Source organism: Streptomyces sp. NPDC051976 (assembly GCF_040680795.1).
Lineage (GTDB): Bacteria > Actinomycetota > Actinomycetes > Streptomycetales > Streptomycetaceae > Actinacidiphila.
This window is the reverse complement of the sequence record NZ_JBFAXL010000006.1, coordinates 265,867-291,643: the sequence shown is the minus strand read 5'-3', so window position 1 is coordinate 291,643 and position 25,777 is coordinate 265,867. Positions and strand designations below refer to the sequence as shown.

Genomic DNA, 25,777 nt, shown 5'->3' with positions numbered 1-25,777 from the left:
CCTCACGCCCTCCCCGTCGGCAGACCGAGGGTCCTGCTCGCCGCGACCAGCGGGCGCCAGGCGTCGATCAGCAGCGCGAAGTGCTCGATGTCGGTCTGTGCCCGGTCGAGCAGGCTGTCCCGCAGCGGCAGCAGATGGTCGGCGAACTCCGCGTACTTGCCGCCCAGTTGCCGGTAGCAGCGGTCGACGACATCCAGTCGCCGGATGTTCTCGGCGCGGTCCGCACCGGCGGTCCGCCGGGCGAATCCGGCGATCTGTGCGGCGTCCACGTGGTGCTGCGCGTCGAGCAGTGCCGGACCGGCTTCCTCGAGGTCGAAGTAGACGGGGTGGAGGTAGAGCATGGACAGCAGGAACTTGACGAACCGCAGCTGGTAGGCGGTGAATCCGCTGCCGGTCCGGCGCTCCGCTGTGTAGAAGTTGACGATGTGCCGGTTGTGCACGACCGCGGGCAGCGGGGCGTGGCGGACGACGTGCAGCAGGAAGTAGTCGCTGCCGATGGTGTCGGTCGCGGGCGGCAGCGGGACACGCTCGTACAGCGCGCTGTCGAAGCCGATGTTGCACATGTCCAGCCGCCAGATGTCCGGGACGTCGAGGACCGAGCGGTCGACGCTGAACGGCTCGGTGCCGGCGCCGATGAACGACTCCTCGACCAGGCCCCGGACCTCCTCCTCCGGCCACTCGGGCGGGGCCCACAGGCTGACCACGTCGTGGTAGATCCCGGGGTCGGCTTCCTTGATCTCGCTGACGTCGACGGAGAGTTCGCCGACGAAGGAGCCGCCGACCATGGACACCGGCTTGCGGCCGTGCACGGGGTCGAGGGCGTTGTCGGTAACGCCGTCGGCCGCGTCGGCACCCGTCCTCCCGAGCGACAGCAGCTCGTGGTGGATCGGGAAGACCTGCTCGCCGTCGAGGGTCTGGTAGCCGCTGTCCGAGTCCCGGCGGTGGATCGACGCGCAGCCGAGCGCGGCGGCGAGCAGGAAGGCCCGGTTGGTGCAGGCTCCGTAACTGACGGTGTCCGGCAGCATCAGGTCGAGCAGCAGCTCGGGTTCGGCAAGACCGGAGCGCTCGATCACCTCGCGCAGGAAGTCGCGCTGCCGTCGTTCGTCGAGGTGGTGCACGATCACGTTCGGCACCGCGGGCAGTGCGCCGACGGCCTTGGCGTGGTCCGCGAAGGTGGAGCTGTCGCAGGAGTCGAGGATCAGCAGGTGCACCTCGACGCCGAACTGCCCGGCGGCGTAGGCGGCTTCCTCGCCGATGTCGGCGATGGTGGGGATGCAGGACCGGTTGGTGGGAAGGGTCAGGCAGATCCTGCGCGGGTCGGTACCACGGCTCACTGGGCGGACTCCGCTCCGTGCCAGGAGGTGAGGCCGAGCAGCTTCTCGCCGAGGTCGCTGAGTTCGGCGGTCTTGTACCGGAGCGACTCGTGGGTGACGGCGTCGCCGACCAGGGTTCCGTTCCAGTCCGGGGTGCTGAGGGTCTCCCAGGAGTTGATCCGGGAGCGGCGTATCTGCTCGCTCTCCTCCAGCGCGGGCATCATCGAGAGGTACTGGACCGCCCGGACGCCGCGCTCCGAGGTGTTGCGGGCGACGCCGTGGGCCAGGGCGCCGTTCCAGATCAGCAGGTCGCCCGCGGACAACTCCGGCCGGATCACCGGGAATTCGTCGCGGTCGACGGCGGGCCTGATCGGGTCGCGGTCGGCGGGCTGGCCGAGCTTCCACTCGTCGAACCGGCGGAACAGCTCGGGGTCGCACTGGAAGCCGCCGTGGTCGGGCCGGGTGTCGTTGAGGGCGATGATGCCCTGGACGCGCTGGGGTATGACGGCGAGCGTGCTGTCGATGTCCCAGTGGAGCTCGATGTCGAAGCCCTTCTCCGTGGGCTCGATGAGGGCGCGGTCGCGGTTGCCGATGTTGGGCGGGTTGAGGTTGAGCCGGTCGAGGGTGACCCACAGCTCCTCGCAGTCCCAGACGTCGACGAAGGCGTCGTAGACGCGCTGGGTCTGCCGGTTGTCCCAGATGAGCTGGTGGTGGTACGCCTCGACGAAGCCGTAGACGTGCAGGTGGCGGTCCAGCTCGTCACGGTAGGGCCGCTCCTTGTACCAGGATTCCGGACTCTCCGGGTCGAGGTCCTGGAAGTCCCACGCGAAGTCCAGCAGGGCCCTGGCGGACTCGGCGGGGATGGCTTCCTTGACCACGACGTAGCCGTAGGTCCGCCAGAAGGCGAAGTCCTCCTCGGAGAGCACCCGCAGCGGCTGCTCCTTGCGGAGGTCCCTGAGCGGGGTCGGTGCGAGGTACGTCTCACCGTCCGCGCTGAAGTACGGGCGGCGGGAGGCGGCCCGGTGGAGGTAGGGGTCGTTTGCGGGCATGTGCGAACTCCAGAAACCGAGGGGTGGGGTGGGTGTGGGGCATGCCGGACCCGTGTCGCGGCCGATGGCCGCGAACACCGGGGGTGCGTGCGGGGATGGGGGCCGGGCGACTCGCCTCGTCGTCCGTCAGCGAGGTCTGTCCGGCCCGCCGGTGGTCCAACTGCTCGGAAGGGGATCGAAGCCGTTGAACCCCAGGGTCATGTAGCTGGTGGCGTAGGCACCGCTGGAGAGGATCCAGACCGGGTCCCCGGAGGCGAGCGCCCTGGGCACCTGGACACGGCTGTGTTCGTGGGCGTAGGCGTCGTCGCTGTCACAGCTGGGACCGGCGATGACGGCCGGGACGTACTCCCCGTCCGGGTGGGACGGAAACACCAGCGGGTACTGCAACTCGTCCATCTCGTACAGGCCGTTGAACTTGCCGCAGCTCAGGTAGAGCCAGTACTCAGGCTCGCCGTCGAGCTGCCGGCGCGATGTCAGGCGGGAGACATGTGCCGTGATCGCGCCGTGGTCGGCGACCAGGTAGCGGCCGGGTTCCATGACGAAGTCGAGTGCGGAGCCGGAGATCTCCCGCAGCCGCTGCATGCCCTCCCGGATCACCACGAAGATCTTGTCCAGCGGCGGGTCGAGCGGGTTGCCGCGGCGGTCCCGGTAGCCGAGGGCGGGCAGGCCGCCGCCGAGGTTGACGTGGTCCAGCCGGATTCCGCTCAGTCGCAGGCTCACCAGTGCGTCACCGATGCGGTCGAAGGCGTCACGCCAGCCGCCGGCCGTCATCTGCTGCGAGCCGACGTGCACGGACAGGCCGGACGGGGTCAGGCCCGCGGCCCGCGCGGCCTCGAGGACGTGCACCGCGTCGGTGGTGGAGCAACCGAACTTCCGGCTCAGTCCCCAGAGCGCGCCCTCCCCGCTGGTCGCGAGACGGCAGAACACCCGGGATCCGGGGGCGTGGGTGGCGATCGCGGCGACGTCCTCCAGGCTGTCGGTGGCGAAGTCCCTGACACCCAGGCGGTAGGCCTCGGCGATGTTCCGGTCCGACTTGACGGTGTTGCCGTAGTGGATCCGGCGGTGCGGTACGCCGGTTCTGACGGCTTGGGCGATCTCGTTCGGGCTCGCCGCGTCGAAGCCCGCGCCCTGCGCCGCCAGGTGGGCCAGCACCTCGTCCACGGGGCAGGCTTTCATGGCGAACCGGATGTCGACACCGTGCAGTTCCTCGGCCAGGGATCTGTACCGCTCGCCGATCCCGGCGAGGTCGTAGATGACCTGGTCCTCGGACGCGGTGGCGAGGGCGGCGTGCAGAGCCGCGCTGATCGGGGCCGGTCCCGGGCTGGAGACCGCCGCCCCCCACCGCTGCTCGTGACCCCGGTCGTCCGGGTCCGCCGTCCCCGCACCCCGGAACGCGCTCGCTGCCAGGGTGTGGGGACGGGCTGGTTCGGCCCGAAGGGGTCGTGACGGGCGGATCCCCGCCGTGGTCGGTCGTTCCTGGTGAAATCGTGGGCGAGGGCCTAATGCCGACCCTTGCGGTTGTTGCTGTGCCATGTCTCTCTCTGCGATCGGATCATGTTCTCGTTCCTCGCGAAAGCGGACGCTCTCGCGAAGTCCCGGACCGTCAGAACGGCAATCGCGGGGCAATCGCGGCTGATCAAGGGGGGTGGCCACGTGCACGTGCCCCTGGCACAACATTGGACTAGACCAACTGTGGTGTCAACTCTTTCCGGTCGTCAACTCACCTTTAAAGTCGGTCAGTTCACGCGAATTCAACAGCTCGCCACGCGAATTTGACTGCGTGTTATGGCTGCCTGTCAGTCGGTGAGCGCGGGGATTGTCATGTCACCGTTTGGCGGGTGACACCACCCTTGTCGTCGACACCGCGCCCGGCAGCGGGCGGTGGCCGGTCAGCGTCGGCAGACCGGTGCGGTCGCCGTACAACTCGTAGCGGTAGAAGGCGACCGCGTACGCGGTCAGGGCGTCCTGCTGGTGGGCCGGGGTCAACTCCTGGGCGGGGCAGGTGCTGTCGTCCTCCCCGAGCGAGGCCGGCGGGGTCCAGGACCGGTTGTAGTAGTTGTGGTTGGCGTTGTGGAGGGACACCGAGTAGTCGGTGTGGGTGTTCTGGCCCGCGACGTCGTCCAGATACTCCTGGCCCGCCTCGCCGACGGCGCCGTCACAGGTGCCCGTGACCACCGCGAACGGCAGCTGGGTGATGAGAGTGTCGCTGTGGTCGCCCTCCGGGTCGTCGAACTTGACCGGTGCCAGCCCCAGGACCGCCCCTACGCGGACTCCGCTCGGCCACTCGCCGCGGTGCTTGTCCGACGCCTGCCACATCACGCCCTTCCCGCCGCGCGAGTGGCCCAGCGTGCCGACGCGCTGCATGTCGACGTGGCCGGTGAAGGCCGGTGCGACCGGCCGCCCCGTCGCCGGATCGGTGAACCGGCCCTTGAGCGGACCGCCGCCCCCGGCCAACTGCTTCCAGAGCAGCAGGTGTTCATTGACCAGCCTGGCCCGGTCCCCGTAGTCGAACGACGTCATGTTGATGCCGTCCGCGCTGATCGACACCACGACGAAGCCGCGCGCGGCCAGTTCCTGCCCCAGGTAGTCGTAACCGCGGAAACTCGGGTACGGGTGCGAGCCCGCCGGGCACGGCCAGGTGTCGGCGTCCTTGCTGTCGCAGGCCCACCACGACCCGTGCGACATGACGATCAGCGGCAGGCTGCCGCTGAGGTGCCGCGGATAGTGCACCACCGCGCGCACCTCGCTGACCGTCCCCGACTGCGGATCGGTGAACGTCGTGTCCCCGAGGTCGTACGTGGCCGTCGCGGTCGCACTCGGTGCCGCCGGACTACCGCCCACCTGCGCGGCGTTGGCGGGCATCTGCGTCCCCGCGGCCACCAGCCCGGCGGTCAGCAGCAGCGACGCCGTCAGCGCCGTGGATCGGAGGGTGAAGCGAATTCTTGATCTCATACTCCGTCAACGCGGTGAGAGGCAGGGCCAGTTGCCTCCGCTCGCACACCGACGCGGTACCGGGGAGCGCGCTGACTACGGCTCGGGGATCTCGGGGATCCATTCCGCGGGAGGGGGCGTGCGGCTGTAGTGGGCTCCTCTGGTGCCATAGCGGGCGAGGTGGAGCGTCTCACCCTCGATCTCGATCTCCGCCGGCGGAGGGTTGGGAACGGAGATCCGCGGGTGGGCGTATTTGCGGCCTTCGATGAACAGCGGCTCACTCAGGTGGTTGCAGCCGTCCGCCCGACTCTGCGCCCGCTCACGCGTCCAGGGGTTCTGCAGGGTCCGCGGGGCCGTCGGGTCATGGTCCCAACCGTTGAGACCGCGCACCAGCGCCTCGCTGTACACCCCCTTGACCCGGAAGTTCTCCAGATCATCCGCACGCACGATCATGTGCACGTACCGACGGCTGTTGCCCCGATGCCGCCCCACCGCGGGCCAGCGACCATGGCCCGGATCCCAGCGAACGGGCGGAAGCCACAGTAGGGCACCCGTACGGAAGTGCTTCGTGCCGTGCTGGATGTCGAGACCCCCCTCTCCGCGCACGACTTCGCGCGCCACATTGGCCACCAGGCACCAGCCCAGCAGCCCCTCCGGCGTCTCTTCCTCGGTAGGTTCCGTCTCTGCCACGCCGAGAAGCTTGAGGCACGGGCCGGGGCGCCGGCCAGTGCTTATCGGCGGCCGGGGAGCCGCCCCTCGCCCCGGGCCCGGCGTGGATGCGCGCGCCAGTCGCCGGAGGTACCTATTTGTCACCGCCCTGGGCGCTGCGTTTTGAGGTTCCCGCGGGGCAACGTTCTAGGTTCGGGGCATGGTGGATGGATCTGGGATGATCACGGTCGGTCAGCTGGCACGCCATGTCGGCCTGACCGCGAAGGCCCTGCGGCACTACGACCGCGTGGGGTTGCTGTCGCCCGCTGTGGTCGACCCGGGCACGGGTTACCGGCTCTACAGCGCCGAGCAGGTCGCGCCCGCGCGGCTGGTGCGGATTCTGCGCTCGGTCGACGTCCCGCTGGACCAGGTGCGCGCGTGTCTGGCCGCGCCGGAGGACGAGGCCGCGATCAAGCAGGTCCTGATCCAGCACCGGCGCCGCCTCCAGGCACGCCTGGACCGGGTCCGCGGCGACCTCCACCGCATCGACCATCTCATCGAGGACGGAGTCACCACAGCGATGAGCGACCAGGATCAGCAGAGCACCGACACCGCCACCGGAGACGAGCGGCGACTGGCCGTCGACCTGTTCAACGAGGTATGGCGACTGCTGGAGAGGGAGGGCCGCAGCGTCGAGGACGACGATCGGATGCTGCATATGGCGCACGCCTCGCGCTACCACTGGGGCCAGGTCGGCGTCCCGGTGAACCTCAGCCGCGGCGAGTGGCAGTGCTCACGGGTCTACTCCGTACTGGGGCGGGCCGAGCCCGCCCTGCACCATGCCAGACGGGGCCTGGAGATCTGCCAGGCGAACGGTATCGCGGACTGGGACCTGGCCTACGCCTACGAGTCCCTGGCCCGCGCCCACGCGGTGGCCGGCGACGAGGACCAGGCCCGCGCCTGGACCGAGCAGGCCCTGGCCGCCGCCGAGGACATCGCGCTGGACGAGGACCGCGAACTGCTCCTCACCGACCTGGAGGCCATCCCCGCCCAACCACGCTTCTGGTGACCCGCCCGGCACCCTCACTCCCGACCTGAGAGAACAACAGCCATGACCGGACCCACCCCCACCCTTCCCACTCCTCCTGCCCAGGTCGACCTGTCCCAGTTGCGCAACCAGGCCAAGGACCTCCGCCTGGCCGTCCGGCACGGCAAGCCCGGCGCCGCCGAGCGCGCGGCCAAGGCCGGCCCCGTGGACCGGGAAGGGTTCTCCCTACGCGACGCGCAGCATGTCATCGCCCGCGAACACGGCTTCGCCCGCTGGCAGGACGCGGTCTCCGCGTTCGGCAATCGGCAACCGCGTGAGCGTGATCTCCACCGCTGGTTCGCCATCGAGCTCAACAACGCGCTCGGAGACCTGCTGTTCGACCTCACCCCGGACACCCCACCCGTCGAGCAGGACCGCGCTCTCTACCAGGCCTACGCGGCCTGCTACCACTGGCTGGAGGCCGGCACCGTGGCCCACCACGGTCGCGGCGAATACACCATCGCCCAGACCGCGCTGGCCATCGGCCGCCCACAGATCGCCGCCCACCACGCCCCGCGCTACGCGGAACTGATCGCCGAGAACCCCGAGGACTTCACCGACTGGGACCAGGCCTTCGCCACCGAGATCCGGGCCCGGACCGCCGCCGCCACCGGCTCACCGGACGCCGGCGAACTCAAAGCCCGCGCCCAACACCTCACCGACCGCATCACCGACCCCGACGCACGCGAAGTCGTACAGGACCGCCTGGACCGCGGCCCCTGGTTCACGCTGGAAAGGCAGTCCGACCCCACGAGCCCGCTGGATTGACGATCAGTCAGACGGCTGCATGCGGGAGAGGGTGGCCCGCGCTGGCGATGTCCGCATGCCGGTGTGCGCCGTCGAAGTGCACGCACAGGCAAAATTCATTGGCGAAGGCTAGTACCAGCGCCTGCCTGCCCGACAGGACTTACGGACGGCGGGCCAGCAAGTGGGCGTCGAGGAAGCCCCGTTCGGAGGCCGGGTCGTGGAGCAGGCGGGCGAAGGGGGCGAGTCCGGCAGCGGTCATCAGGTCGGCGAGGTGGTCCACCGGCCAGCTGTAGGCGGGCGTCACCTTGTGGTCGAACCGGATCGGGTCCGGGCCGTCGGTGCCGAAGAAGGAGACCAGGAGCAGACCGCCCGGGGCCAGGACGCGCACCTGCTCGGCGAGGAGTTCCGGCAGTTCCTCCGGCGGGGTGTGGATCATCGAGTAGTGGGCCAGTACGCCGCCGAGGGCGCCGTCCTCGACCGGCAAGGACTCCATCCGCGCCTCCTGGAAGCGCAGCGCCGGATGGGTTCGCCGGGCGTGGTCGACCATGCCCGGGGAGAGGTCGAGTCCGAAGGCGTCCAGGCCCAGTTCGTGCAGCATCGCCGTCAGATGCCCGGGCCCGCACCCGACGTCCGCCGCCCGCGGGTTGCCTGTCGCGCGCACCAGTTCGGCGAAGGTGCCGATCATGGCCCGGGCGAACGGCTGCGTCTCCAGCCGATTCGCGAACAGCGACGCGTACAGCTCGACGACCCCGTCGTAGGCCGCCCTGGTCTCGTTCTGGTGATCCACCACAGGAAGGACCTTAGAGCTCACGGGCGCCGGGAGAGCTGCTGCCGTACCCACGCGGGGTCCGGGTTGGTGTGCGGCCGGGCCGCCACCACGACGGTGGGCACCGTCTCGTTGCCGTCATTGGCCGCCCGCACCGCCGCGGCCCCGGCCGGGTCACGCCAGATGTCGACCCAGTGCAACTGGTGGGCGCGACGGCCGAGCCGCAGCCGCAGCCGCAGGCAGTAAGCGCAACCCGGCCGCCAGAACACGACCGGCCGTCCGTCGATCGCACTGCGGCGTTCCGCCTCCGACGCGTCGATCGACCTCGGAAAGATCAGCGTCGAGTTCAGACCGGCGAGCAGCACGAACACCACCAGGAGCCCTGCGGCCGCGCCGGGGGACCCGCGGAAGAACAGCCCCGCGGCAGCGGCCGAGCCGGACACCACCACCAGCACCGGCAAGAACCAGGCACGCCTCATGACGCCCATGCTAGCGAAGCGCCGGAACGCGCCCCGAGGACGGTGAGCGGTGCCCTGCACCTGCGCCCTGTGCCCTGCGCCCGTGCCCGGTGCCCTGCGCCCTGCGAGAATCAGGCCATGGCGGACTCACCTGTGCGGATCAATGCCCTCATCGTCGATGCGACCGACCCCGAGCGCCTCGCGGCGTTCTGGTCCGAGGTGCTGGGAAGGCCGGTCGTGGGCCGCATGGGACCCTACGTGTGGCTGCGGCGCGAGAACGGCCTGGGCCTGGGTTTCCAGCGGACCGGCGAGCCCAAGTCGGGCAAGAACCGTATGCACTTCGACGTCACCTCGCCCGACCCGGCCGCCGAGCAGCAGCGTGTCGAGGCACTCGGCGGACGGCGGTTGGCGGAGTACGACGAGGGCGGGTTCCTGGTGATGGCCGACCCCGAGGGCAACGAGTTCTGCGTCATCCCCGAGGGCCCCTTCGAACTCGACGACGAGGGCCGCGCGGACTACCTCACCTGACGGAGCATCAGGGCAGGTTCCACTTCTGGTTGGCCCCGCCCGTGCAGTCCCAGATCTCCAGTTGGGTGCCCGCTGTGGTGGACCAGCCGGTGTCGTCCAGGCAGCGGCCCGACGGCGGGTTGAGCAGTGCGCCGCCCGGCTGGGGAACCCAGACCTGTGCACTGGTGCCGTTGCAGGTGTAGAGATCGGTCTTGGTGCCGTTGGCGGTCCCGGCGGAGTGGACGTCCAGGCACTTGCCGAGCGCCCGTAGGGTGCGGTCGGCGCCGACCGTCCAGCTCTGGGCACCGGTGTTGTTGCAGGTCCACACCTGCACGGGGTTGGAGTCGGCGGTGGAGGACGAGGCGTCGTCGACGCACAGGCTGCCGTAGCCGGAGATCGGCCCGGTGCGGTCGGCGGGCGCGACCGCGGCGTTCATCAGGTCGAGCGCGCTCTGCTGGCGGCCCGCCTCCTGCTGGTCCCACGGCCCGGCCCAGTGCAGGCCGTAGATGTCCAGGCTGTTGCGGTCGGCGGCGTAGGCGGTGTCGGCCTGCCGCTGCAGATAGCCGGTGTAGGGGTGGCCGGACACCGCGGCGTTGAGCTTCGCCAGCCCGCGCACGAACGCGCCCTTGAACGAGATGCCGTCCCCGCCGCAGCCACCGTCCTCGCACGGCTCGCGCAGGGTGCCGCCGGGGTTGAGGTACGTCGAGGTGGTCGCGGCGTCCGCGATCTGCCGGGCGGCGGTCAGCACACTCGCGTCACCGGTGGCGTCGTAGAGCTCGGCCAGGCCGCCGAGCACCACACCCTGGTTGTACGTCCAGGTGGTCTGGCCGTTGTTCGCGCAATTGGCCGAGTTCAGGCCGTCGTTGATCAGATGCGAGCCGTTGATCATGCCGCTGCCGCGGAACCATGACCACTCCTGCTGCGCCCGGCTCAGATACGTGGTGTCACCGGGCAGGTAGTTGTGCAGGCCGGCGGTGAGCTGAAGGTACAGCTCGTTGGTGATGGCGTTCTTGTACGTCTTGGCGGTGCTCCACCACACCCCGCCGCCGCAGGTGCCGTCCCAGTACGTCGCCAGGTAGTCGGCGTCGGCGCGAGCGGTGTTGAGGTATCTGCTGTCGCCGGTGAGGGCGTACGCGTCCAGCCAGGCCAGACCCCACCACTCGGTGTCGTCCAGGGCGTCGGTACGGAAGTTGTTGCCGCCCTGGGCGGCGTAGGTGGTCGACAGCGCGTACTCGTAGCTGGGCATGCCCGTCACCCGCGCGTTGTCGATGATCGCGGTGAGCGCGTTCGCGGAGTTCCACCACCCGGCGGTGTCGAACAGGCCGGTGCCGCGGTTGTAGAACGTCATCATGCCGGTCGCGGCGGCGGTCGGACGGCTCCAGGCGTTGCGGTTCACCCGCGCCCACGCCGTGCACGCGATCCCGCTCTGGCCGGCCGGCTGCCCGCAGGCGCGCAGCGCACCGACGCCCTGGTTGTTCCAGTCGTCCACGTTGAACATCGCGCTGCGCCAGCCGGTGTGGCCGGCCGGCACCGAGGTGTCCCCGATCTTGCTGCCCGAACCCCAGCTCCGGCCCCCGTCGAAGGACCGGTCCAGCCACACCTCGTCCCCTGCGCTCCCGTCATCGGTGGACGCCCACCCCATGACATCGTTGTCGGACACATGAAGTCGGATCGTTCGGCCGCTGATGGTGGCTGTTACGGGGACGCGTTCCTGCGTTGCCAGGGCGGGGTCGCGGCCGTCGCAGTAGGTGTCGCAGACGGAGGCGGCGGCTGCCGCCAGGTGGGTGCGGGGGAGTGCGGGCGCGGCGTGGGCGGGTGCCGCTGCCGCGGCCGCTGGAGACGGTGGCGCGGCGATGGCCAGGAGGGCCGCGGTGGCGCTCGCGGCGGTCAGGGCGACGGCCCTTGCGGCGCCGCGGCGGCGTAAGACCTGGTGCATGGCGTTCCTTCCTTCGCGGGGGGCGCGGCGGGCGCTCCGCGTCGGGAGCGTCCGCCGCCGAAGCAGGCGAAAGGAGAATCGCGCGGTTGGCGTGTCCAAGTCAACGCTGTCGCGGGCCCGAACTCCTCGGCGCGCGCTGACGGATGCGGGCACGACGGGCGGGGTTACGATCTTCCGCATGACGTCCGCGCTGATCCTCATCGACCTGATGCCGCGTATCGTGGCCCAGCCGCTCGCACCGTACTCCGGCGATGAAGTGCTCGCGCGCTGCCGGGAGTTGGCCGCTTCGTTCCGGGCCGCGGGTCGTCCGGTCGTGGCGGTCCGGGTGGACCGGCCGAACGTCACCGAGCAACCCCCGGGCAGCGGCTTCGCCGACGACCTGGTGCACGACGGCGATGTCGTGGTGGTCAAGCACACCGTGGGAGCGTTCTACGGCACCGGTCTGGACGATGAGTTGCGCGAGCGTGGTGTCGACACGGTGGTGCTCGCCGGACTCGTCACCACGATGGGCGTCGAGTCCACCGCGAGGGCCGCGGCCGACCACGGCTACGAGATCGAGTTCGTCGCCGACGCGATGTCCGCACAGGCCGCGGAGGACCACGAGTTCTCCGTGGCGCGCGTCTTCCCGCGCTTCGGTGAGGTGCGGAGCACCGCCGACTACATCTGATGGTGCTGGAGCTGTGGTTGCGGGGTGTGGCGGCCAACCCGGCCGCGCCCTCGGACGTGCTGCTGCGTCTGCTGACCGAGCCCGCACGCGCTGCCTGGACGCGGCTGTGCGGGGAGCGGGCCCTCCCCGCGGACGTGGTCGACGCGGTGGTCGCACACCCGGAACGGGCCGTCCGCCGCGCTTTCGCCCGCAATCGGCACGCCACTCCCGAGCAGCGTGGCCGGTTGGCCGACGACGCCGACTCGCTCGTGCGCGCGGACGTCGCCTCGGGCCCCCGCCCGCGCCTGGGCCGGGCCGAAGCGCTGCCCGACCACGTCCTGGAACACCTGCTGACCGCGAGGGACGACAGCAGCCACGGCCAGCTGCTCACCGCGGACGAGATCCGGCAGGAACTGGCGTTCTCCGGCCAGATCCCGCCGTCGTTCCGCCGCCGGATGCCCGGTCACCCGAACCCCGAACTACGCGCCCAGGCCACCGGTTCGTGGCTGTGGCTCACCCCTGGACAGCGCGAAGCGCTCCTGGCCGATCCCGATCCCGCGGTGCGCGAGGCCGCGCGGGTCAACAACCGGATTCTGGATCCGGCGGAGATGGAAGCGGACCTGCCCGAGCGGGACTGCCACCAGCGTTCCCTGCTGCTGGTCAACTACGCCGTCTCCCGCACGGTGGCCGAGCGGTGTCTCGCGGAAGGGCGCGACGTGTGGTCGCTCGCCCACAACCCCCACACGCCCAGCGATGTCGTCGCCCGTCTCGCGCGCGATCGCGATCCCCAGGTGCGTGAACGCGTCGCCGCCCGGGCCGATCTGGACCCGTCGCTCCTGAGCGAACTGGCCCAGGACCCGGACGGCCGCGTGCGGACCCGCGCCCTGCTGCAACCACTTCCGCGGACCTGGCCGGAGCGTGCCGCCCTCGACCGGGTCATCGGCGGCACGGCCGAGACGATCGGCCCGGTCGAGGAGATGTTCGTCGAACCGGAGACGAGCTGGTACGCGTCGTGCGCCGCGTCCGAGCACCCCGAGCTGCGCCGCGTCGCGGCGACCTGCTCCCGTCTGCCCGAGGAATGGGTACACCGTCTGGCCGATGATCCCGACGCCGATGTGCGCCACCTCCTGGCGTATAACCACCCGCTCGCGCCACCCACGCTCCTCCTCGACGCCTTCATCGCCACGCCGACCCAACGCCCTTACCTGCTCACCCTTCCCCGCCTGCCCCGCACCGGGCTGGACCACCTCCTGGACCACGGGGACCCCGACGTCCGCGCGCTGGCCGCCGCCGACACCACCCTGGGCCGGGCACCCGCCCACCTGCTCGCCGACCCCTACCCGGGCGTGCGCCGAGCCGCCGCCGCGAACCCCCTGCTTCCCCTCGACCTCGTCACCTCGCTCCTGGAAGCCCCGGAACACGCCGAAGGAGCCGCGGCCAACCCCCGCATCCCCGCCGAGCGCCTTCATGCCCTGCTCGACCAGTGCGGGCTGGACCGGCCGGCGGCAGCCCGGTGAACCTTCAGCCGCTCACGCTGTTCTGGCCGGTCTCCAGGTGGCCGGTGAAGCGCTGGGACCAGGTGGTGTCGGAGTCGGCGGTGACGGTGAGGTCGTACCAGCCGTTGCTGTAGTGGACGGCGTTGAAGTGGTCGGTGGCGGTCTCGGCCGCTGCGACGGTGTAGTGCCAGGGGCCGTCGGAGCGGTACGCGGTGTTGTTGTTGGTGATGGTGAAGGTCGTCTCGGCGGGGGAGTTGTTGGCCAGGGTGAACTGGATGGCGAGCTTGCCGGTTTCGGGGGCGGTCACGTAGGAGGTGGTGACCAGCAGGTCCATGCCGGGTTTGGTGGCGTCGCCGGTGAAGCGGCGCAGGAAGCGGTTGGGGCCGACGACGCTGAGGTCGTAGGCGCCCTCGCCGAAGCCGGAGCCGACGTAGAAGTAGTCGCGGTCCGTGCCGCCGTCGCCGTCCAGGGTGTAATGCCAGGGGCCGCCGGAGCGGTGGGCGTTGGCGTACGAGGAGAGGCAGAGCGCTGAGCTGCCCGTGTTCCTCATGTCGATCCAGGCCACGAGGGTGCTGCCGGAGGCGGGGTCGAAGGCGGCGAGGTTGGCGTCCGGCTGGTAGGGCAGCGGGCGGGCCGGGCGGGTGCCGCTCTCCTGGGTGGGCAGGGAGTTGGTGCCGGGGCTGAGCGATCCGCCGGGCTTGGCGGCGGTCTGGGGGGTGGCGGGCAGCGTCGTGGGCAGGCCGTAGACGGGGTTGGCGAAGTCGAACAGGCTGGTGAGGTCGCCGCAGACCGAGCGCCGCCAGTCGGAGATGTTCGGGGCGCTGACGGGCTTGCCGATGGCGGCCGTCCACTGCTCCACGAAGCGCAGCACCGAGGTGTGGTCGAAGGTCTCCGAGCTGACCCAACCACCCCGGCTCCAGGGCGATACGGCGATCAGCGGCACGCGGAAGCCCAGCCCGATGTGCTCGGAGCCGAACCACTCGTCAGTCTCGGAGGACGGTGGGACCGGCGGCGGGACGTGGTCGAAGAAGCCGTCGTTCTCGTCGTAGTTGATGATCAGGATGGTGGAGTTGAAGGTGTCCGGGTCGGCCGCCAGCGCGTTGATCACCCGGTGCACGAAGTAGGCGCCGTTGCCGGGGGTGGCGGCCGGGTGCTCGGAGTACGCCTGGTTCGGGACCAGCCAGCTCACCTGGGGGAGTTTGCCCGCCTTGACGTCGGCCGCCAGCGCGTCCGCGATGTCGTCGGCGGTGTCACCGGGCTTGGTGGTGCCCCGCGGCACGGTGGACTTGCCCTTGACCGCCAGGGCGCTGCCGGCCGGGGCGTTGGCGAAGTTCGCGAAGTACTCCAGGGCGTTGTCCCCGAAGTTGTCGGTGGACTGGTAGACCTTCCAGCTCACCCCGGCGTTCTCCAGGCCCTCCGCGATGGTCTGCCAGGAGAGGTTCTTGCCGAGCTCGTCACCGCCGTCCTTGGCGTCCGCGCTGGTCCTGCCGCTCCAGTGGTACGTGCGGTTGGGGCCCGTCGCGCTCAGGATCGAGCAGTGGTAGGCGTCGCAGACCGTCCAGGTGTCGGCCAGGGCGTAGTGGAAGGGGATGTCGGCGCGGGTGAGGTAGCCGAGCGAGCCGACGCCTTTGGCGGCGACCCAGGCGTCCAGCCTGCCGCCGCTCCACGCCTGGTGCTGGTCGGCCCAGGCGTGCGGCAGATCGGCGTCGTACTGCGCGAGCAGCGCCGAGTTGGTGCCGCCGGAGCTGGTGGCGCTGAGCTGCCAGGGCAACTGGTGCCCGGTGGACGTGGGTTGGTCGAAGACGGTTCTGGTGCTCGGGCCGGTGCTGTTCTGCTGCATGATCGTGGCCCGGTCGGAGAAGCCCCGTACGCCCTTGAGCATGCCGAAGTAGTGGTCGAAGCTGCGGTTCTCCTGCATCAGGACCACGATGTGGCGGGCGTCGGCCAGGGTGCCGGTCGTCCCGGCCGCCTGGCTGGTTCCGGTGGCGGCGACGACGCCGCCCACCGACCCGGTGACGGCGGCGCTCGCGGACAGCGCGATGAATTTTCTTCGGCTCAGCTCACTCATGGCGGACGCCTTTCGGCCGGGGAGTGTGGGGGGTTGGCCTGCGAGGTGCGTGCGGCGAAGACGTGAGGCGGACGCTCACACGAGGGGGGCGGCGGCCGGGAGATGTCTGCTCTGCCGGCCGCCGTGTCCGCAGGACCGGCTACATGGGGGTGACGTACGCGCCGGAGATCCCGCCGTCCACCAGGAAGTCGGTGGCGTTGACGAAGGACGAGTCGTCACTGGCCAGGAAGGCGACAGCGGCGGCCATCTCGTCGGCCTCGGCGAACCTGCCGACGGGGATGTGCACCAGGCGGCGCGCCGCCCGCTCGGGGTCCTTGGCGAACAGCTCCTGCAGCAGCGGGGTGTTGACCGGCCCCGGGCACAGGGCGTTGACGCGGATGCCCTCCCGGGCGAACTGCACGCCCAGTTCGCGGGACATCGCGAGCACACCGCCCTTGGAGGCCGTGTACGAGATCTGCGAGGTGGCCGCGCCCATCCGCGCCACGAACGAGGCGGTGTTGATGATGGAGCCCTTGCCCTGGCGCCGCATGTAGGGGAGGGCGGCCTTGCAGCAGAGGTAGACGGAGGTGAGGTTGACCTCCTGGACGCGCTTCCACGCCTCCAGGCCGGTCTCCAGGATGGAGTCGTCGTCGGGCGGGGAGATCCCCGCGTTGTTGAAGGCGATGTCGACGCTGCCGTAGGTGTCGTAGGCGGCTTTGAACAGCGCCTCGACCTGCTCGGGGTCGGTGACGTCGGTCCGCACGAACAGTCCGCCGACCTCCTCGGCGGCGGCCTTGCCGCTGGCCTCGTCGATGTCGGCGCACACCACGTGCGCGCCCTCGGAGGCGAGCCTGCGGGCGGCGGCCAGGCCGATGCCGCTGCCGGCGCCGGTGATGACGGCGGTACGGCCGACCAGGCGGCGGCAGACGTTGCTGGGTGTGGTCGTCATGGGTGCTCAGGCCTCCGGGTTGTCCGTGGTGTCCGTGGCGGACGAAGCGTTGCTGATGAAGACGTTCTTGGTCTCGGTGAAAGCGGTGAGTGCGTCCGGGCCGAGTTCGCGGCCGAGCCCCGACTGCTTGTAGCCGCCGAACGGGGTCCAGTAGCGGACGCTGGAGTGGGAGTTGACGGACAGGTTGCCTGCGGCGACGGCGCCGGACACCCGCAGGGCGCGGCCGACGTCCCGGGTCCAGATCGATCCGGACAGGCCGTAGTCGGTGGCGTTGGCCAGGCGTACGGCGTCGGCCTCGTCCTCGAAGGGCAGCACGACGGCCACCGGCCCGAAGACCTCTTCGACGGAGACGGGGGCGTCCGGGTCGACGTCGGTGACGAGGGTCGGCGGGAACCAGAAGCCGGGTCCGTCCGGCGCGGTGCCGGTGATCGTCTTCAGGTCGCCGGTGACGTAGGACCGTACGCGCTCCAGCTGGACCCGGGAGATCAGCGGGCCCATCTGGGTGCGCTCGTCGGACGGGTCGCCGACGACGACGGACTCGATGGCCGGGGCCAGCAGGCCGAGGAAGCGGTCGTAGACGGAGCGCTGGACGAGGATGCGGGTGCGGGCGCAGCAGTCCTGGCCCGAGTTGTCCAGGAACGCCATCGGGGCGGCGGCCGCGGCGGCCTCGATGTCGGCGTCGGCGAAGACGACGTTGGGGCTCTTGCCGCCGAGCTCCAGGGTCACGCGCTTCACCTGGTCCGCGCACTTGGCCATGATCTGCTTGCCGACCCGGGTGGAGCCGGTGAACACGATCTTGGCGACCCCGGGGTGGGTGACCAGGGCGTCCCCGGCCACCGCACCGGCGCCGGGCAGCACCTGGAAGAGGTGCTCCGGCAGGCCCGCGTCCCGGGCGAGGTCGGCCAGCCGCAGGGCCGTCAGCGGTGTGGTCTCGGCCGGTTTGAGGATGACGGCGTTGCCCGCGGCCAGCGCGGGAGCGGTGCCCCACGCCGCGATCGGCATCGGGAAGTTCCACGGTGCGATGACGCCGACGACGCCGAGGGGTTCGAGGAGGGTGATGTCGAGGCCGCCGGGGACGGGGATCTGGCGCCCGGACAGGCGTTCCACCCCTCCGGCGGCGAAGTCCAGCAGGTCGCGGACGTTGCCCGCCTCCCAGCGGGCGTTGCCGATGACGTGCCCCGCCTCGCGGACCTCCAGCTGCGCCAGTTCCTCGAGGTGCTCGTCCACGGCGGCGGCGAACCGGCGCAGCAGCCGGGCGCGGCCGCCGGGGGTCAGCGCGGCCCAGCGGGTCTGGGCCGCGTGGGCGCGGACGACGGCGGCGTCGACGTCCTCACGGGCGGCCGCGGGGACCGTGGCGACGACCTCTTCGGTGGCCGGGTTGAGTACCTGGTGCTCGTGCACGTACTGCCTCACATGCGTTCGAAGGAGCGGCGGAGTTCCCAGTCGGTGACCGCGGCGTCGAAGGCGTCGAGCTCGACGCGCGCCATGTTGCGGTAGTGCGCGACGACCTCGTCACCGAAGGCGGCCTTGGCGAGGGGGCTGGTCTCCCACAGCTCGGCGGCCTCGCGCAGGGTGGTGGGGACATGCGCGTAGCCGGCGGTGTACGCGTTGCCCGTACAGGCTTCGGGCAGCTCCAGCTCGTGCTCGATCCCGTAGAGGCCAGCCGCGACGAGCCCGGCGACGGCAAGGTGCGGGTTCACGTCTCCGCCGGGCAGCCGGTTCTCGAAGCGCATGGAGGGGCCGTGGCCGACGATGCGCAGGGCGCAGGTGCGGTTGTCATGGCCCCACGCGACGGCGGTGGGGGCGAACGAGCCCAGCTGGAACCGCTTGTAGGAGTTGATGTGGGGGGCGTAGAGCAGGGAGAAGTCCCGCAGCGCGGCGAGCTGCCCGGCCAGGAAGTGCCGCATCACCGCCGACATGCCGTCGGGGCCGTCTGCGGCCATCACATTGCGGCCGTCGGCGTCCGTCAGTGACAGGTGGATGTGGCAGGAGTTGCCCTCGCGCTCGTTGTACTTGGCCATGAAGGTGAGCGAGACACCTTCCTGCGCTGCGATCTCCTTGGCGCCGGTCTTGTAGATGGCGTGCTGGTCGCAGGTGACGAGGGCCTCGTCGTAGCGGAACGCGATCTCGTGCTGGCCGAGGTTGCACTCGCCCTTGGCGGACTCCACCGTGAGCCCGGCCGCGCCCATCTCGTTGCGGATACGGCGCAGCAGCGGCTCGACGCGGCTGGTGCCCAGGACGGAGTAGTCGATGTTGTACTGGTTGGCCGGGGTCAGGCCGCGGTAGCCGGCGTCCCAGGCCTGTTCGTAGGTGTCCTTGAACACGATGAACTCGAGTTCCGTGCCGACCTGGGCGGTGTAGCCCAGTTCCGCCAGCCGGTCGAGCTGGCGGCGCAGGATCTGGCGGGGCGCGGCCACCACCGGCGAGCCGTCGTTCCAGGCCAGGTCGGCGACGAGCATCGCGGTGCCGGGATTCCACGGCACCCGGCGCAGAGTGCCCAGGTCGGGGTGCATGGCGAAGTCGCCGTAGCCGCGGTCCCAGGAGGACATGTCGTAGCCGTCGACGGTGTTCATGTCCGCGTCGACGGCGAGGAGGTAGTTGCAGCCCTCCGTGCCGTGCTCCAGGACTTCGCCGAGGAAGAAGCGGGCGGCGAACCGTTTGCCCTGCAGCCGCCCTTGCATGTCGGGGAAGGCCAGGACGACAGTGTCGATCTCACCACTGTCGACGAGGGCCCGCAGGTCCTCGACGCTGAGCGGGGGTGTGCGGTCTGGCACGGGAGTGCCTCCTTCGGGCTTCGGTCAGCCGAGTTGTTTTAAGGTATGCGCATGAACCATTGATTGGGAAGAGCTCATGGCGACGAAAGTGGGGGTCATGGAAGAGAGCCTGCAGGTGGTCGTGCCGTTCGGTTCCGTCGGTTCCGTGGACCGGCTGGCGCCGGTACTGCGCCCGGTCAGGGCGGGGAACGGCTTCGAGGAGGCGCTGGAGCAGATACTCCAGATCGTCCGCCTCGGGCTGGTCGCGCCCGGCGAGCGGCTGCCCGCCGAGCGGGATCTGGCCGAGCGGCTGGGCGTCAGCCGGGTCACCCTGCGCGAGGTGCTGAAGGTGCTCCAGGACCAGGGCCTGGTGGAGAGCAGACGCGGCCGGTACGGCGGCACCTTCGTGCGCCAGCGCGCCGACACCGCCGAGGGCGCGGACATGACGGAGGAGCTGCGGCGGCGGGTGGCGGCCGTGGACGTGGAGGACACCCTGCGCTTCCGGGAGGTGCTCGAAGTGGGCGCCGCCGGGCTGTGCGCCGCCCAGGGGCTGGACGCGGCGGCGGCCGGCCGGCTGCGGGAGGCGCTGGAGGCGACGCGGGACTCGCCGCTGGCGGAGTACCGGCGGCTGGACACCCTGCTGCACCTGACCATCGCCGAGCTGTCCGGCTCCCCGTCGCTGGCGGCGCGGTACGCGGCGGTACGGGCCACCGTCAACGACCTGCTGGACTGCATCCCGCTGCTGGTGCGCAACCTCGAACACTCCCAGCACCAGCACGAAGCGCTGGTCGAGGCGGTGCTGGACGGTGACGCCGACGCGGCCCGGGAGGTGATGCGGGAGCACTGCGCGGGCACCGCGGCCCTGCTGCGCGGCTTCCTGACCTGACGGGACCCACCCCGCGACGTACCCCGTGACGTGTTCGGCCACAAAATGCGCACGGGGTCTTGCGCTCCCCCCGCCGAACAGCAAAGGTATCGCCCCAAACCTTTGATGCGTGGACACAGGCGGTTCGCCGAACCCCTGCCAGCGGCGGAGGCCCCAGCACGAGGAGGCGGGTATGTCGATCGACAAGCACCTGACGGAGCCGGAGGATGAGCGCCACGGCACGGCGGCGACCAGTGACGAACAGCGCCTGCACGAACTCGGCTACGCCCAGGAGCTGGACCGCTCCATGTCGGCGTTCTCGAACTTCGCGGTCTCCTTCACGATCATCTCCGTCCTGTCCGGCTGCCTCACGCTCTACGGTTTCGGCATGGTCACCGGCGGACCGGCCCTGATCGCCTGGGGCTGGCCGCTGGTCGGCCTCATGACGCTGTTCGTGGGCCTGGCCATGGCCGAGGTCTGCTCCAGCTACCCCACGGCGGGCGGCCTGTACTACTGGGCCGCGCGGCTGGCTCCCTCGCACGGACCCGCCTGGTCGTGGTTCACCGGCTGGTTCAACTTCCTGGGCCAGGTGGCGGTGACCGCGGGCATCGACTTCGGCGCCGCCTTCTTCATGAACGCGCTGCTGGACCTGCAGTTCGGCTTCTCGGCCACTCCCGGCCACACCATCCTGATCTTCGGTCTGGTGCTCGTCGCACACGGCCTGCTCAACACCTTCGGGGTCAAGCTGGTCTCGTTCCTCAGCAACGTCAGCGTGTGGTGGCACGTCCTGGGCGTGCTGGTCATCGTGGGAACGCTGGTCATAGTGCCGTCCAAGCACCAGTCCGCGTCGTTCGTCTTCACCCACTTCGTCAACGGCACCGGTTGGCACAGCGGCTTCTACGTCGGCCTGCTGGGACTGCTGCTCGCCCAGTACACCTTCACCGGCTACGACGCCTCCGCCCACATGACCGAGGAGACCCACGACGCCGCGAACGCCGGGCCGCGCGGCATCGTGATGTCGATCCTCGTCTCCCTGGCCGCCGGCTGGGTGCTGCTCATCGGCATCACCTTCGCGATCCAGAGCTACGACGGCGCCCTGGCCAGCAAGACCGGAGTCCCCCCGGCGCAGATCTTCATCGACGCGCTCGGCGCGACCGGCGGCAAGCTGCTGCTCCTGGTCGTCATCGGCGCCCAGTTCTTCTGCGGGATGTCCTCGGTCACCGCCAACTCCCGGATGATCTACGCCTTCTCCCGCGACGGCGCGCTGCCCGGCTCGCAGGTCTGGCACCGCATCAACAAGCGGACCAAGACCCCCACCAACGCGGTGTGGCTGGCCGCGGGCGGCGCCTTCCTGCTGGGCCTGCCCTACCTCTGGAACGCCACCGCCTACGCCGCCGTCACCTCGATCGCCGTCATCGGCCTCTACATCGCCTACGTGCTGCCCGTCTTCCTGCGGCTGCTGCAGGGCGACCGGTTCGAACGCGGCCCCTGGCACCTGGGCCGCTGGAGCAAGCCGGTCGGCGTCATCGCCATCGCCTGGACCCTGATCATCACGGTGCTGTTCATGCTGCCCACGACCAGCCCGGTGACCTCCAAGACCTTCAACTACACACCGCTCGCCGTCCTCGCGGTCCTCGGGTTCGCCGGAGTGTGGTGGCTGGTGTCGGCGAAGAACTGGTTCACCGGCCCGAAGGTGCAGGGCACCGCCGAGGAACTGGCGGCCCTGGAACACGAACTGGACTTCTGACCCCGCCCGGCGCGGGATCGGCACAGCGACAGGAAGGAACGGCCCCGTGGCCAAGCCCCTCATCGGCATCAGTACGTATCTCGACCAGAGCGTACGGTGGGGCGTGTGGCACCTGCCCGCGGCGCTGCTGCCCGCCGGTTACCCCCGGCTGGTGCAGGCCGCCGGGGGACTCGCGGCGATGCTGCCGCCGGACGAACCGGCGGCGGCAGCGCAGGCGGTCGCGCGCCTCGACGCGCTCGTCATCGCCGGAGGACCCGATGTGCAGCCGTCGCGGTACGGGGCGCAGCCGCATCCCCGGACCGGCCCGCCCGACCTGGCGCGCGACACGTGGGAACTGGCCCTGATCGAGGCGGCACTGGAGTCCGGCACACCCCTGCTCGGCATCTGCCGCGGCATGCAGCTCCTCAACGTCGCCCTCGGCGGCACCCTCACCCAGCACCTCGAAGGACACACCGAGGACGTCGGCGTCTTCGGCTCCCACCCGGTGATCCCCGTCCCGGGCACCCTGTACGCCTCCGTGGTCCCCGAGACCTTCGCCGTCCCCACCTACCACCACCAGTGCCTGGACCGCCTCGCCGCCCCGCTCACCGCCTCCGCCCACGCCGCCGACGGCACGGTCGAGGCCGTCGAACTCCCCGGCACCCCCTGGGTCCTGGGCGTCCAGTGGCACCCCGAGATGGGCGACGACACCCGCGTGATGCGCGCCCTCGTGACGGCGGCGACCGCCTAGGCCCGCCGCGGACACACGTCAGCCGTGGCCGGGAAACCTCCCCGGCCACGGCTTGAGGTGTGCCGCGGTTCAGCCCTTGGCGTGCGGGTGCTGGCTCTGCAGCTGGGCGCTGAGGGCCGAGGTGAGGACGGTGTTGCAGTACGACACGGTGCCGGTGTTGGCGACGTAACGGGCGCTGATCCAGCGCTCGTGGCTCGCGCCGCGCTCCAGGTACCAGATGGTGTTGCCGTCGATGTCCTGGGCGCGGACCTTGCACGTGAGGCCGACCTGCGCGTTGTTCGCGAGGAAGCCGACCACGGAGGAGTCCGTGCTCGGGAACTGACGCACGTTCAGCCCGACCGGCGACGTGACCGTACCGTACGGGAGGGCCGGGGCCGCCTGGGCGGGAGCCGCGGCGAACAGGGCGCCACCCATGGCGAGGGCTCCGACCAGGGCGCCGGCGGTGCGCCTCACACCACGTCGGGCAGGGACAGTACGCAGGGACATATGCCTCTCCAGTTCTCGACAGCCACGAACCGCGAAGTGCGGCCGGGTCGCGAGCGGCACATTACGACTGATTATGGGAATAAACCTGAGCGAAACGCCCATGAAAGGCGAAGGCTATACATTCCCATCCGCACGATGGGTGAACACGGGCTCGGACAAGGCGCCGACGACTGCGCCATTCGCCTCACCGCGGCGGAGATCGGAGCCGCCAGGTGCTACTGGGTGAAGTTGACGTCCATCACCTGGTAGAAGGCATGGCCCGTGTCGGCCACCTCCCACACCCCGAGGATCACGTGGTAGCCGGAACGCTCCGGCAACCTGATCGTGTGCGGCTTCTCGAGGTTCGGGTCCGTGGAGGCGTCCGGCATCTCCCAGTGCGGGATGTTGCCGTACGGCTTGTAGGTCGCGAACGGCTCCGACTCGAACTGATCGCGGCTCAGCGGCTCACTCGGGTCCCAACCCGCCTTCGTCACGAAGTAGTTGTAGCGGCGCGTCCTGTGCTTCTGCGAGAAGTTCCACTGGAAGGGGACTTCCGCGCCCGCACGGAGATCGACCTTCGGCCAGTCCCGTACCTCGTCCAGCTTCGCCGCGTCCGGCTCACTGCCGCCACTGGCGATCTGCCCGTCCGGCGGCACCGGCTTCGGCCCACTCGGGTTGTCCGTCGGCGCGTCCGGGTCCGCCAGCCCGACCTGCCGGGCCGGAAAGAACTTGCCCGCCTCGATCCCGTTGGACGGCCAGCCGCCATTGAACTCGATGTCGGCGCGCGAGCGGGGATTCGTCAGCCACCCGTGTGCGGGGGTGACATCACCGCGTTCTGCCATAGCCACTTCTGCCTCCTCATGGTGCCGTGGATACCGCTTCGGCGTCGTCGGCGGCCGGAGTACGCGGCGTCCGAACAGCCGCTTCACCGGAACGCCGACCTCGACGCGATACTCACTGTGCGTTACTGGTTGCAGAAAGTCACCAACCGGAGGTGGTCGTGTCGGCGGCGTGCGGCCCCTCTCGGCGCCGGGGTGCCGGGGGGCGCGGGGACTCCTTCCGTGGCAGGGTCGGTGTGGTGGACAGCGGCAAGCAGCGAGGGGGATCGGCGGGCCTCGATCGCCGCGGTCTCCTCGGTGCGGTGGCCGGTGGCGCCCTCGGCGCCGCGGCTCTCGCGATCGCCGGATGTGACACAGCTGCGGACCGGAGCCGCACCAGGGTCACGGGGGTGCTCCCCACCGGCGCCGCCCGGGGAACGGCTGACGCCGATTGGCGGATCCACCGCACCGGGGCGCCCGAGGCGATCGAGGGGTACTGCGACAAGGTCAGTGTGGTCCCGGGCGAGGAGTTCGGGCTGTACGTGTCCACGCTCGCGCCCGGCTTCCGGGCGGCGGCCTTCCGGGTGGGGTGGTACGGCGGCAAGCAGGCCGCGTTGATCTGGGAGTCCGACCGGATCCGCGGCGAGCGGCGCGCCGGAAGCGAACAGCTGGACGCGACCCGGACGGTACGGGCGGGCTGGGAGCGCGGCCTGACCGTGCGGACCGAGGGCTGGCCGGAAGGCGCCTACCTGCTGCGCCTGGACGCCGAGGACGGCAGCCAGCGATATGTTCCGCTGGTCGTCCGTTCGACCACAGCGGTCGGCAGGACGCTGATCATGCACGCCCCGGCGACCTGGCAGGCGTACAACGCCTGGGGCGGCCTCTACCGCGGCGGCGACGGCTCGTACGCGACCCGGTCGCGCATGGTGTCCTTCGACCGCCCGTACGACGGGAACGGCGCGGAGAAGTTCCTCGTCTACGAGCGGGCCGCGGTGGTGCTCGCGGAACGGCTGGGCATCCCGCTGGCCTACACGACCGGTATCGATGTCCACCGTTCACCGTCAGTGCTTCGCGGTGCGACCACCGCGGTGGCGCTGGGCCACGACGAGTACTGGACCCCGGAGCAGCGGCGGTCCGTGACGCAGGCGCGCGACGCCGGGACGAACCTGGCCTTCCTCGGCGCCAACACCTGCTTCCGGCGGATCCGCCTCCAGGCCGGACCGCTCGGCGCGGACCGCACGGTGGTCTGCTACAAGTCCGACTACCCGGCGGATCCGTATCTCGCGCAGCACCCCACGATGCCCACGACCGACTTCCGCAGCCCACCCGCCCCGGACCCGGAGTCCTCACTCACGGGCGTCCTCTACGACGGCTACCCGGTCGACGCGCCCTACGTCGTCGAGAGCCCCGACCACTGGCTGTTCGCCGGTACGGGTGTGGCCCGCGGGGACTCCTTCGACCATCTGGTCGGCGCCGAGTACGACCGGGTCGACACCGGATATCCGCTCCCTGGCCCCCTCGAGATCGTGGCCCACTCGCCCGTCGTCTGCGAGGGGCGGCAGACCCACTCGGATTCCGCCTACTACACGGCACCCAGCGGCGCCGGTGTCTTCGCGAGCGGGACGATGCGCTGGGTCGAGGCCCTGATGGCCGGGGCCGGCCAGGACGGACGCGACCACGGCATGGACGCCCGAACCCGCACGTTCGTCACCCGCGCCACGGAGAACGTACTCCACGCCTTCGCCGAGGGCCCGGCCGCGACAACCCGCCCCGCGCCGCGCGACAACGTCGCGGGCGTGTACCGGACCTGAATGCGCCG

At 70.6% G+C, this 25,777-nt stretch carries 23 protein-coding genes and 1 pseudogene; 9 read left to right on the top strand and 15 right to left on the bottom strand.

Annotation, left to right across the window (positions count from 1 at the left end; all coding sequences use genetic code 11):
* Positions 1 to 2: 2 nt before the first annotated feature.
* The 5 genes from AB0M29_RS10010 to AB0M29_RS09990 all read right to left on the bottom strand — a co-directional run bounded on the left by AB0M29_RS10010 (position 3) and on the right by AB0M29_RS09990 (position 5,983).
* Entirely contained in the window at positions 3 to 1,334 is a 1,332-nt protein-coding gene (locus tag AB0M29_RS10010; RefSeq protein ID WP_365381544.1) for a DUF6271 family protein, read from the bottom strand.
* Complete coding sequence (locus AB0M29_RS10005; protein ID WP_365381542.1) at positions 1,331 to 2,362, bottom strand: phytanoyl-CoA dioxygenase family protein; 1,032 nt, start codon at positions 2,360 to 2,362, stop codon at positions 1,331 to 1,333. Before AB0M29_RS10005 ends, AB0M29_RS10010 begins: the two co-directional genes overlap by 4 nt.
* Before the next feature lie 126 nt (positions 2,363 to 2,488).
* Positions 2,489 to 3,895 carry a type III PLP-dependent enzyme gene (locus tag AB0M29_RS10000; protein WP_365381541.1) on the bottom strand — a complete coding sequence of 469 codons (1,407 nt, stop codon included), beginning with the start codon at positions 3,893 to 3,895 and terminating at the stop codon, positions 2,489 to 2,491.
* Between the two features lie 291 nt (positions 3,896 to 4,186).
* The gene (locus AB0M29_RS09995; RefSeq protein ID WP_365381539.1) at positions 4,187 to 5,314 is read right to left on the bottom strand and encodes an alpha/beta hydrolase; all 1,128 of its coding nucleotides are present in this window, start codon (positions 5,312 to 5,314) and stop codon (positions 4,187 to 4,189) included.
* Positions 5,315 to 5,389: 75 nt separating this feature from the next.
* On the bottom strand, positions 5,390 to 5,983 hold the full coding sequence (locus tag AB0M29_RS09990) for a hypothetical protein (protein ID WP_365381538.1): 594 nt from the start codon (positions 5,981 to 5,983) through the stop codon (positions 5,390 to 5,392).
* Positions 5,984 to 6,179: 196 nt separating this feature from the next.
* On the opposite strand from AB0M29_RS09990, the gene AB0M29_RS09985 reads away from it, so the two are divergent.
* A complete protein-coding gene (locus AB0M29_RS09985; RefSeq protein WP_365381536.1) occupies positions 6,180 to 7,010 on the top strand; it encodes a MerR family transcriptional regulator in 831 nt (276 codons plus the stop codon).
* Positions 7,011 to 7,052: 42 nt separating this feature from the next.
* Complete coding sequence (locus tag AB0M29_RS09980) at positions 7,053 to 7,796, top strand: hypothetical protein (protein ID WP_365381534.1); 744 nt, start codon at positions 7,053 to 7,055, stop codon at positions 7,794 to 7,796.
* Between the two features lie 139 nt (positions 7,797 to 7,935).
* Here AB0M29_RS09980 and AB0M29_RS09975 read toward each other — a convergent pair whose 3' ends face one another.
* Together AB0M29_RS09975 and AB0M29_RS09970 are read right to left on the bottom strand one after the other, a co-directional pair.
* Positions 7,936 to 8,565: a class I SAM-dependent methyltransferase gene (locus tag AB0M29_RS09975; protein WP_365381533.1), complete on the bottom strand. Its 630-nt coding sequence runs from the start codon at positions 8,563 to 8,565 to the stop codon at positions 7,936 to 7,938.
* A gap of 17 nt (positions 8,566 to 8,582) precedes the next feature.
* Positions 8,583 to 9,020, bottom strand: a complete 438-nt coding sequence (locus tag AB0M29_RS09970) for a glutaredoxin domain-containing protein (RefSeq protein ID WP_365381531.1) — start codon at positions 9,018 to 9,020, stop codon at positions 8,583 to 8,585.
* Positions 9,021 to 9,137: 117 nt separating this feature from the next.
* Between AB0M29_RS09970 and AB0M29_RS09965 the strand changes: the two genes are divergently transcribed.
* Entirely contained in the window at positions 9,138 to 9,527 is a 390-nt protein-coding gene (locus AB0M29_RS09965) for a VOC family protein (protein ID WP_365381529.1), read from the top strand.
* A 7-nt stretch (positions 9,528 to 9,534) separates the two neighbouring features.
* Here the strand turns inward: AB0M29_RS09965 and AB0M29_RS09960 are convergent, their stop codons facing one another.
* Both AB0M29_RS09960 and AB0M29_RS09955 read right to left on the bottom strand, forming a co-directional pair.
* Entirely contained in the window at positions 9,535 to 9,942 is a 408-nt protein-coding gene (locus AB0M29_RS09960; protein WP_365381584.1) for a ricin-type beta-trefoil lectin domain protein, read from the bottom strand.
* Positions 9,931 to 11,442: pseudogene (locus AB0M29_RS09955) on the bottom strand (glycoside hydrolase family 76 protein); the annotation flags it as partial. The gene AB0M29_RS09960 and the pseudogene AB0M29_RS09955, both read right to left, overlap by 12 nt.
* 178 nt (positions 11,443 to 11,620) lie before the next feature.
* Between AB0M29_RS09955 and AB0M29_RS09950 the strand changes: the two are divergent.
* Positions 11,621 to 12,109: an isochorismatase family protein gene (locus AB0M29_RS09950; RefSeq protein ID WP_365381527.1), complete on the top strand. Its 489-nt coding sequence runs from the start codon at positions 11,621 to 11,623 to the stop codon at positions 12,107 to 12,109.
* On the top strand, positions 12,109 to 13,605 hold the full coding sequence (locus AB0M29_RS09945) for a hypothetical protein (RefSeq protein WP_365381525.1): 1,497 nt from the start codon (positions 12,109 to 12,111) through the stop codon (positions 13,603 to 13,605). The genes AB0M29_RS09950 and AB0M29_RS09945 overlap by 1 nt, the downstream gene beginning before the upstream one ends.
* Before the next feature lie 4 nt (positions 13,606 to 13,609).
* Here AB0M29_RS09945 and AB0M29_RS09940 read toward each other — a convergent pair whose 3' ends face one another.
* The 4 genes from AB0M29_RS09940 to AB0M29_RS09925 form a co-directional block, all read right to left on the bottom strand.
* A complete protein-coding gene (locus tag AB0M29_RS09940) occupies positions 13,610 to 15,652 on the bottom strand; it encodes a phosphocholine-specific phospholipase C (RefSeq protein WP_365381523.1) in 2,043 nt (680 codons plus the stop codon).
* A gap of 139 nt (positions 15,653 to 15,791) precedes the next feature.
* Entirely contained in the window at positions 15,792 to 16,580 is a 789-nt protein-coding gene (locus AB0M29_RS09935; protein ID WP_365381522.1) for a 3-oxoacyl-ACP reductase, read from the bottom strand.
* Between the two features lie 6 nt (positions 16,581 to 16,586).
* Positions 16,587 to 17,981, bottom strand: coding sequence for an aldehyde dehydrogenase family protein (locus AB0M29_RS09930; RefSeq protein ID WP_365381520.1), 1,395 nt, complete (start codon positions 17,979 to 17,981; stop codon positions 16,587 to 16,589).
* An 8-nt stretch (positions 17,982 to 17,989) separates the two neighbouring features.
* Positions 17,990 to 19,354, bottom strand: coding sequence for a glutamine synthetase family protein (locus AB0M29_RS09925; protein ID WP_365381518.1), 1,365 nt, complete (start codon positions 19,352 to 19,354; stop codon positions 17,990 to 17,992).
* A 97-nt stretch (positions 19,355 to 19,451) separates the two neighbouring features.
* Here AB0M29_RS09925 and AB0M29_RS09920 point away from each other — a divergent pair, with 97 nt between their 5' ends.
* The 3 genes from AB0M29_RS09920 (at position 19,452) to AB0M29_RS09910 (ending at position 22,675) form a co-directional block, all read left to right on the top strand.
* Positions 19,452 to 20,219 carry an FCD domain-containing protein gene (locus AB0M29_RS09920; RefSeq protein ID WP_365381517.1) on the top strand — a complete coding sequence of 256 codons (768 nt, stop codon included), beginning with the start codon at positions 19,452 to 19,454 and terminating at the stop codon, positions 20,217 to 20,219.
* Positions 20,220 to 20,391: 172 nt separating this feature from the next.
* Positions 20,392 to 21,945 (top strand): amino acid permease, encoded by a 1,554-nt coding sequence (locus tag AB0M29_RS09915; RefSeq protein WP_365381515.1) that lies wholly within the window; start codon positions 20,392 to 20,394, stop codon positions 21,943 to 21,945.
* 46 nt (positions 21,946 to 21,991) lie between these two features.
* Complete coding sequence (locus AB0M29_RS09910; protein ID WP_365381513.1) at positions 21,992 to 22,675, top strand: gamma-glutamyl-gamma-aminobutyrate hydrolase family protein; 684 nt, start codon at positions 21,992 to 21,994, stop codon at positions 22,673 to 22,675.
* 69 nt (positions 22,676 to 22,744) lie between these two features.
* On the opposite strand, the gene AB0M29_RS09905 is transcribed toward AB0M29_RS09910, so the two are convergent.
* A complete protein-coding gene (locus tag AB0M29_RS09905; RefSeq protein ID WP_365381512.1) occupies positions 22,745 to 23,128 on the bottom strand; it encodes an SH3 domain-containing protein in 384 nt (127 codons plus the stop codon).
* 248 nt (positions 23,129 to 23,376) lie between these two features.
* Entirely contained in the window at positions 23,377 to 23,982 is a 606-nt protein-coding gene (locus tag AB0M29_RS09900) for a lytic polysaccharide monooxygenase auxiliary activity family 9 protein (RefSeq protein WP_365381582.1), read from the bottom strand.
* A gap of 386 nt (positions 23,983 to 24,368) precedes the next feature.
* Here AB0M29_RS09900 and AB0M29_RS09895 point away from each other — a divergent pair, with 386 nt between their 5' ends.
* Positions 24,369 to 25,769: a N,N-dimethylformamidase beta subunit family domain-containing protein gene (locus tag AB0M29_RS09895; protein WP_365381510.1), complete on the top strand. Its 1,401-nt coding sequence runs from the start codon at positions 24,369 to 24,371 to the stop codon at positions 25,767 to 25,769.
* Positions 25,770 to 25,777: the final 8 nt, after the last annotated feature.

Bases quoted from the DNA above. Each gene is read 5' to 3' on its own strand.
- AB0M29_RS09950 (WP_365381527.1), top strand. From the start codon at position 11,621: ATGACGTCCGCGCTGATCCTCATCGACCTGATGCCGCGTATCGTGGCC.
- AB0M29_RS10005 (WP_365381542.1), bottom strand. From the start codon at position 2,362: ATGCCCGCAAACGACCCCTACCTCCACCGGGCCGCCTCCCGCCGCCCG.
- AB0M29_RS10000 (WP_365381541.1), bottom strand. From the start codon at position 3,895: ATGGCACAGCAACAACCGCAAGGGTCGGCATTAGGCCCTCGCCCACGA.
- AB0M29_RS09900 (WP_365381582.1), bottom strand. From the start codon at position 23,982: ATGGCAGAACGCGGTGATGTCACCCCCGCACACGGGTGGCTGACGAAT.
- AB0M29_RS09945 (WP_365381525.1), top strand. From the start codon at position 12,109: ATGGTGCTGGAGCTGTGGTTGCGGGGTGTGGCGGCCAACCCGGCCGCG.
- AB0M29_RS09960 (WP_365381584.1), bottom strand. From the start codon at position 9,942: ATGAACGCCGCGGTCGCGCCCGCCGACCGCACCGGGCCGATCTCCGGC.
- AB0M29_RS09920 (WP_365381517.1), top strand. From the start codon at position 19,452: ATGGAAGAGAGCCTGCAGGTGGTCGTGCCGTTCGGTTCCGTCGGTTCC.
- AB0M29_RS09965 (WP_365381529.1), top strand. From the start codon at position 9,138: ATGGCGGACTCACCTGTGCGGATCAATGCCCTCATCGTCGATGCGACC.
- AB0M29_RS09980 (WP_365381534.1), top strand. From the start codon at position 7,053: ATGACCGGACCCACCCCCACCCTTCCCACTCCTCCTGCCCAGGTCGAC.
- AB0M29_RS09995 (WP_365381539.1), bottom strand. From the start codon at position 5,314: ATGAGATCAAGAATTCGCTTCACCCTCCGATCCACGGCGCTGACGGCG.
- AB0M29_RS09985 (WP_365381536.1), top strand. From the start codon at position 6,180: ATGATCACGGTCGGTCAGCTGGCACGCCATGTCGGCCTGACCGCGAAG.
- AB0M29_RS09940 (WP_365381523.1), bottom strand. From the start codon at position 15,652: ATGAGTGAGCTGAGCCGAAGAAAATTCATCGCGCTGTCCGCGAGCGCC.
- AB0M29_RS09915 (WP_365381515.1), top strand. From the start codon at position 20,392: ATGTCGATCGACAAGCACCTGACGGAGCCGGAGGATGAGCGCCACGGC.
- AB0M29_RS09970 (WP_365381531.1), bottom strand. From the start codon at position 9,020: ATGAGGCGTGCCTGGTTCTTGCCGGTGCTGGTGGTGGTGTCCGGCTCG.
- AB0M29_RS09935 (WP_365381522.1), bottom strand. From the start codon at position 16,580: ATGACGACCACACCCAGCAACGTCTGCCGCCGCCTGGTCGGCCGTACC.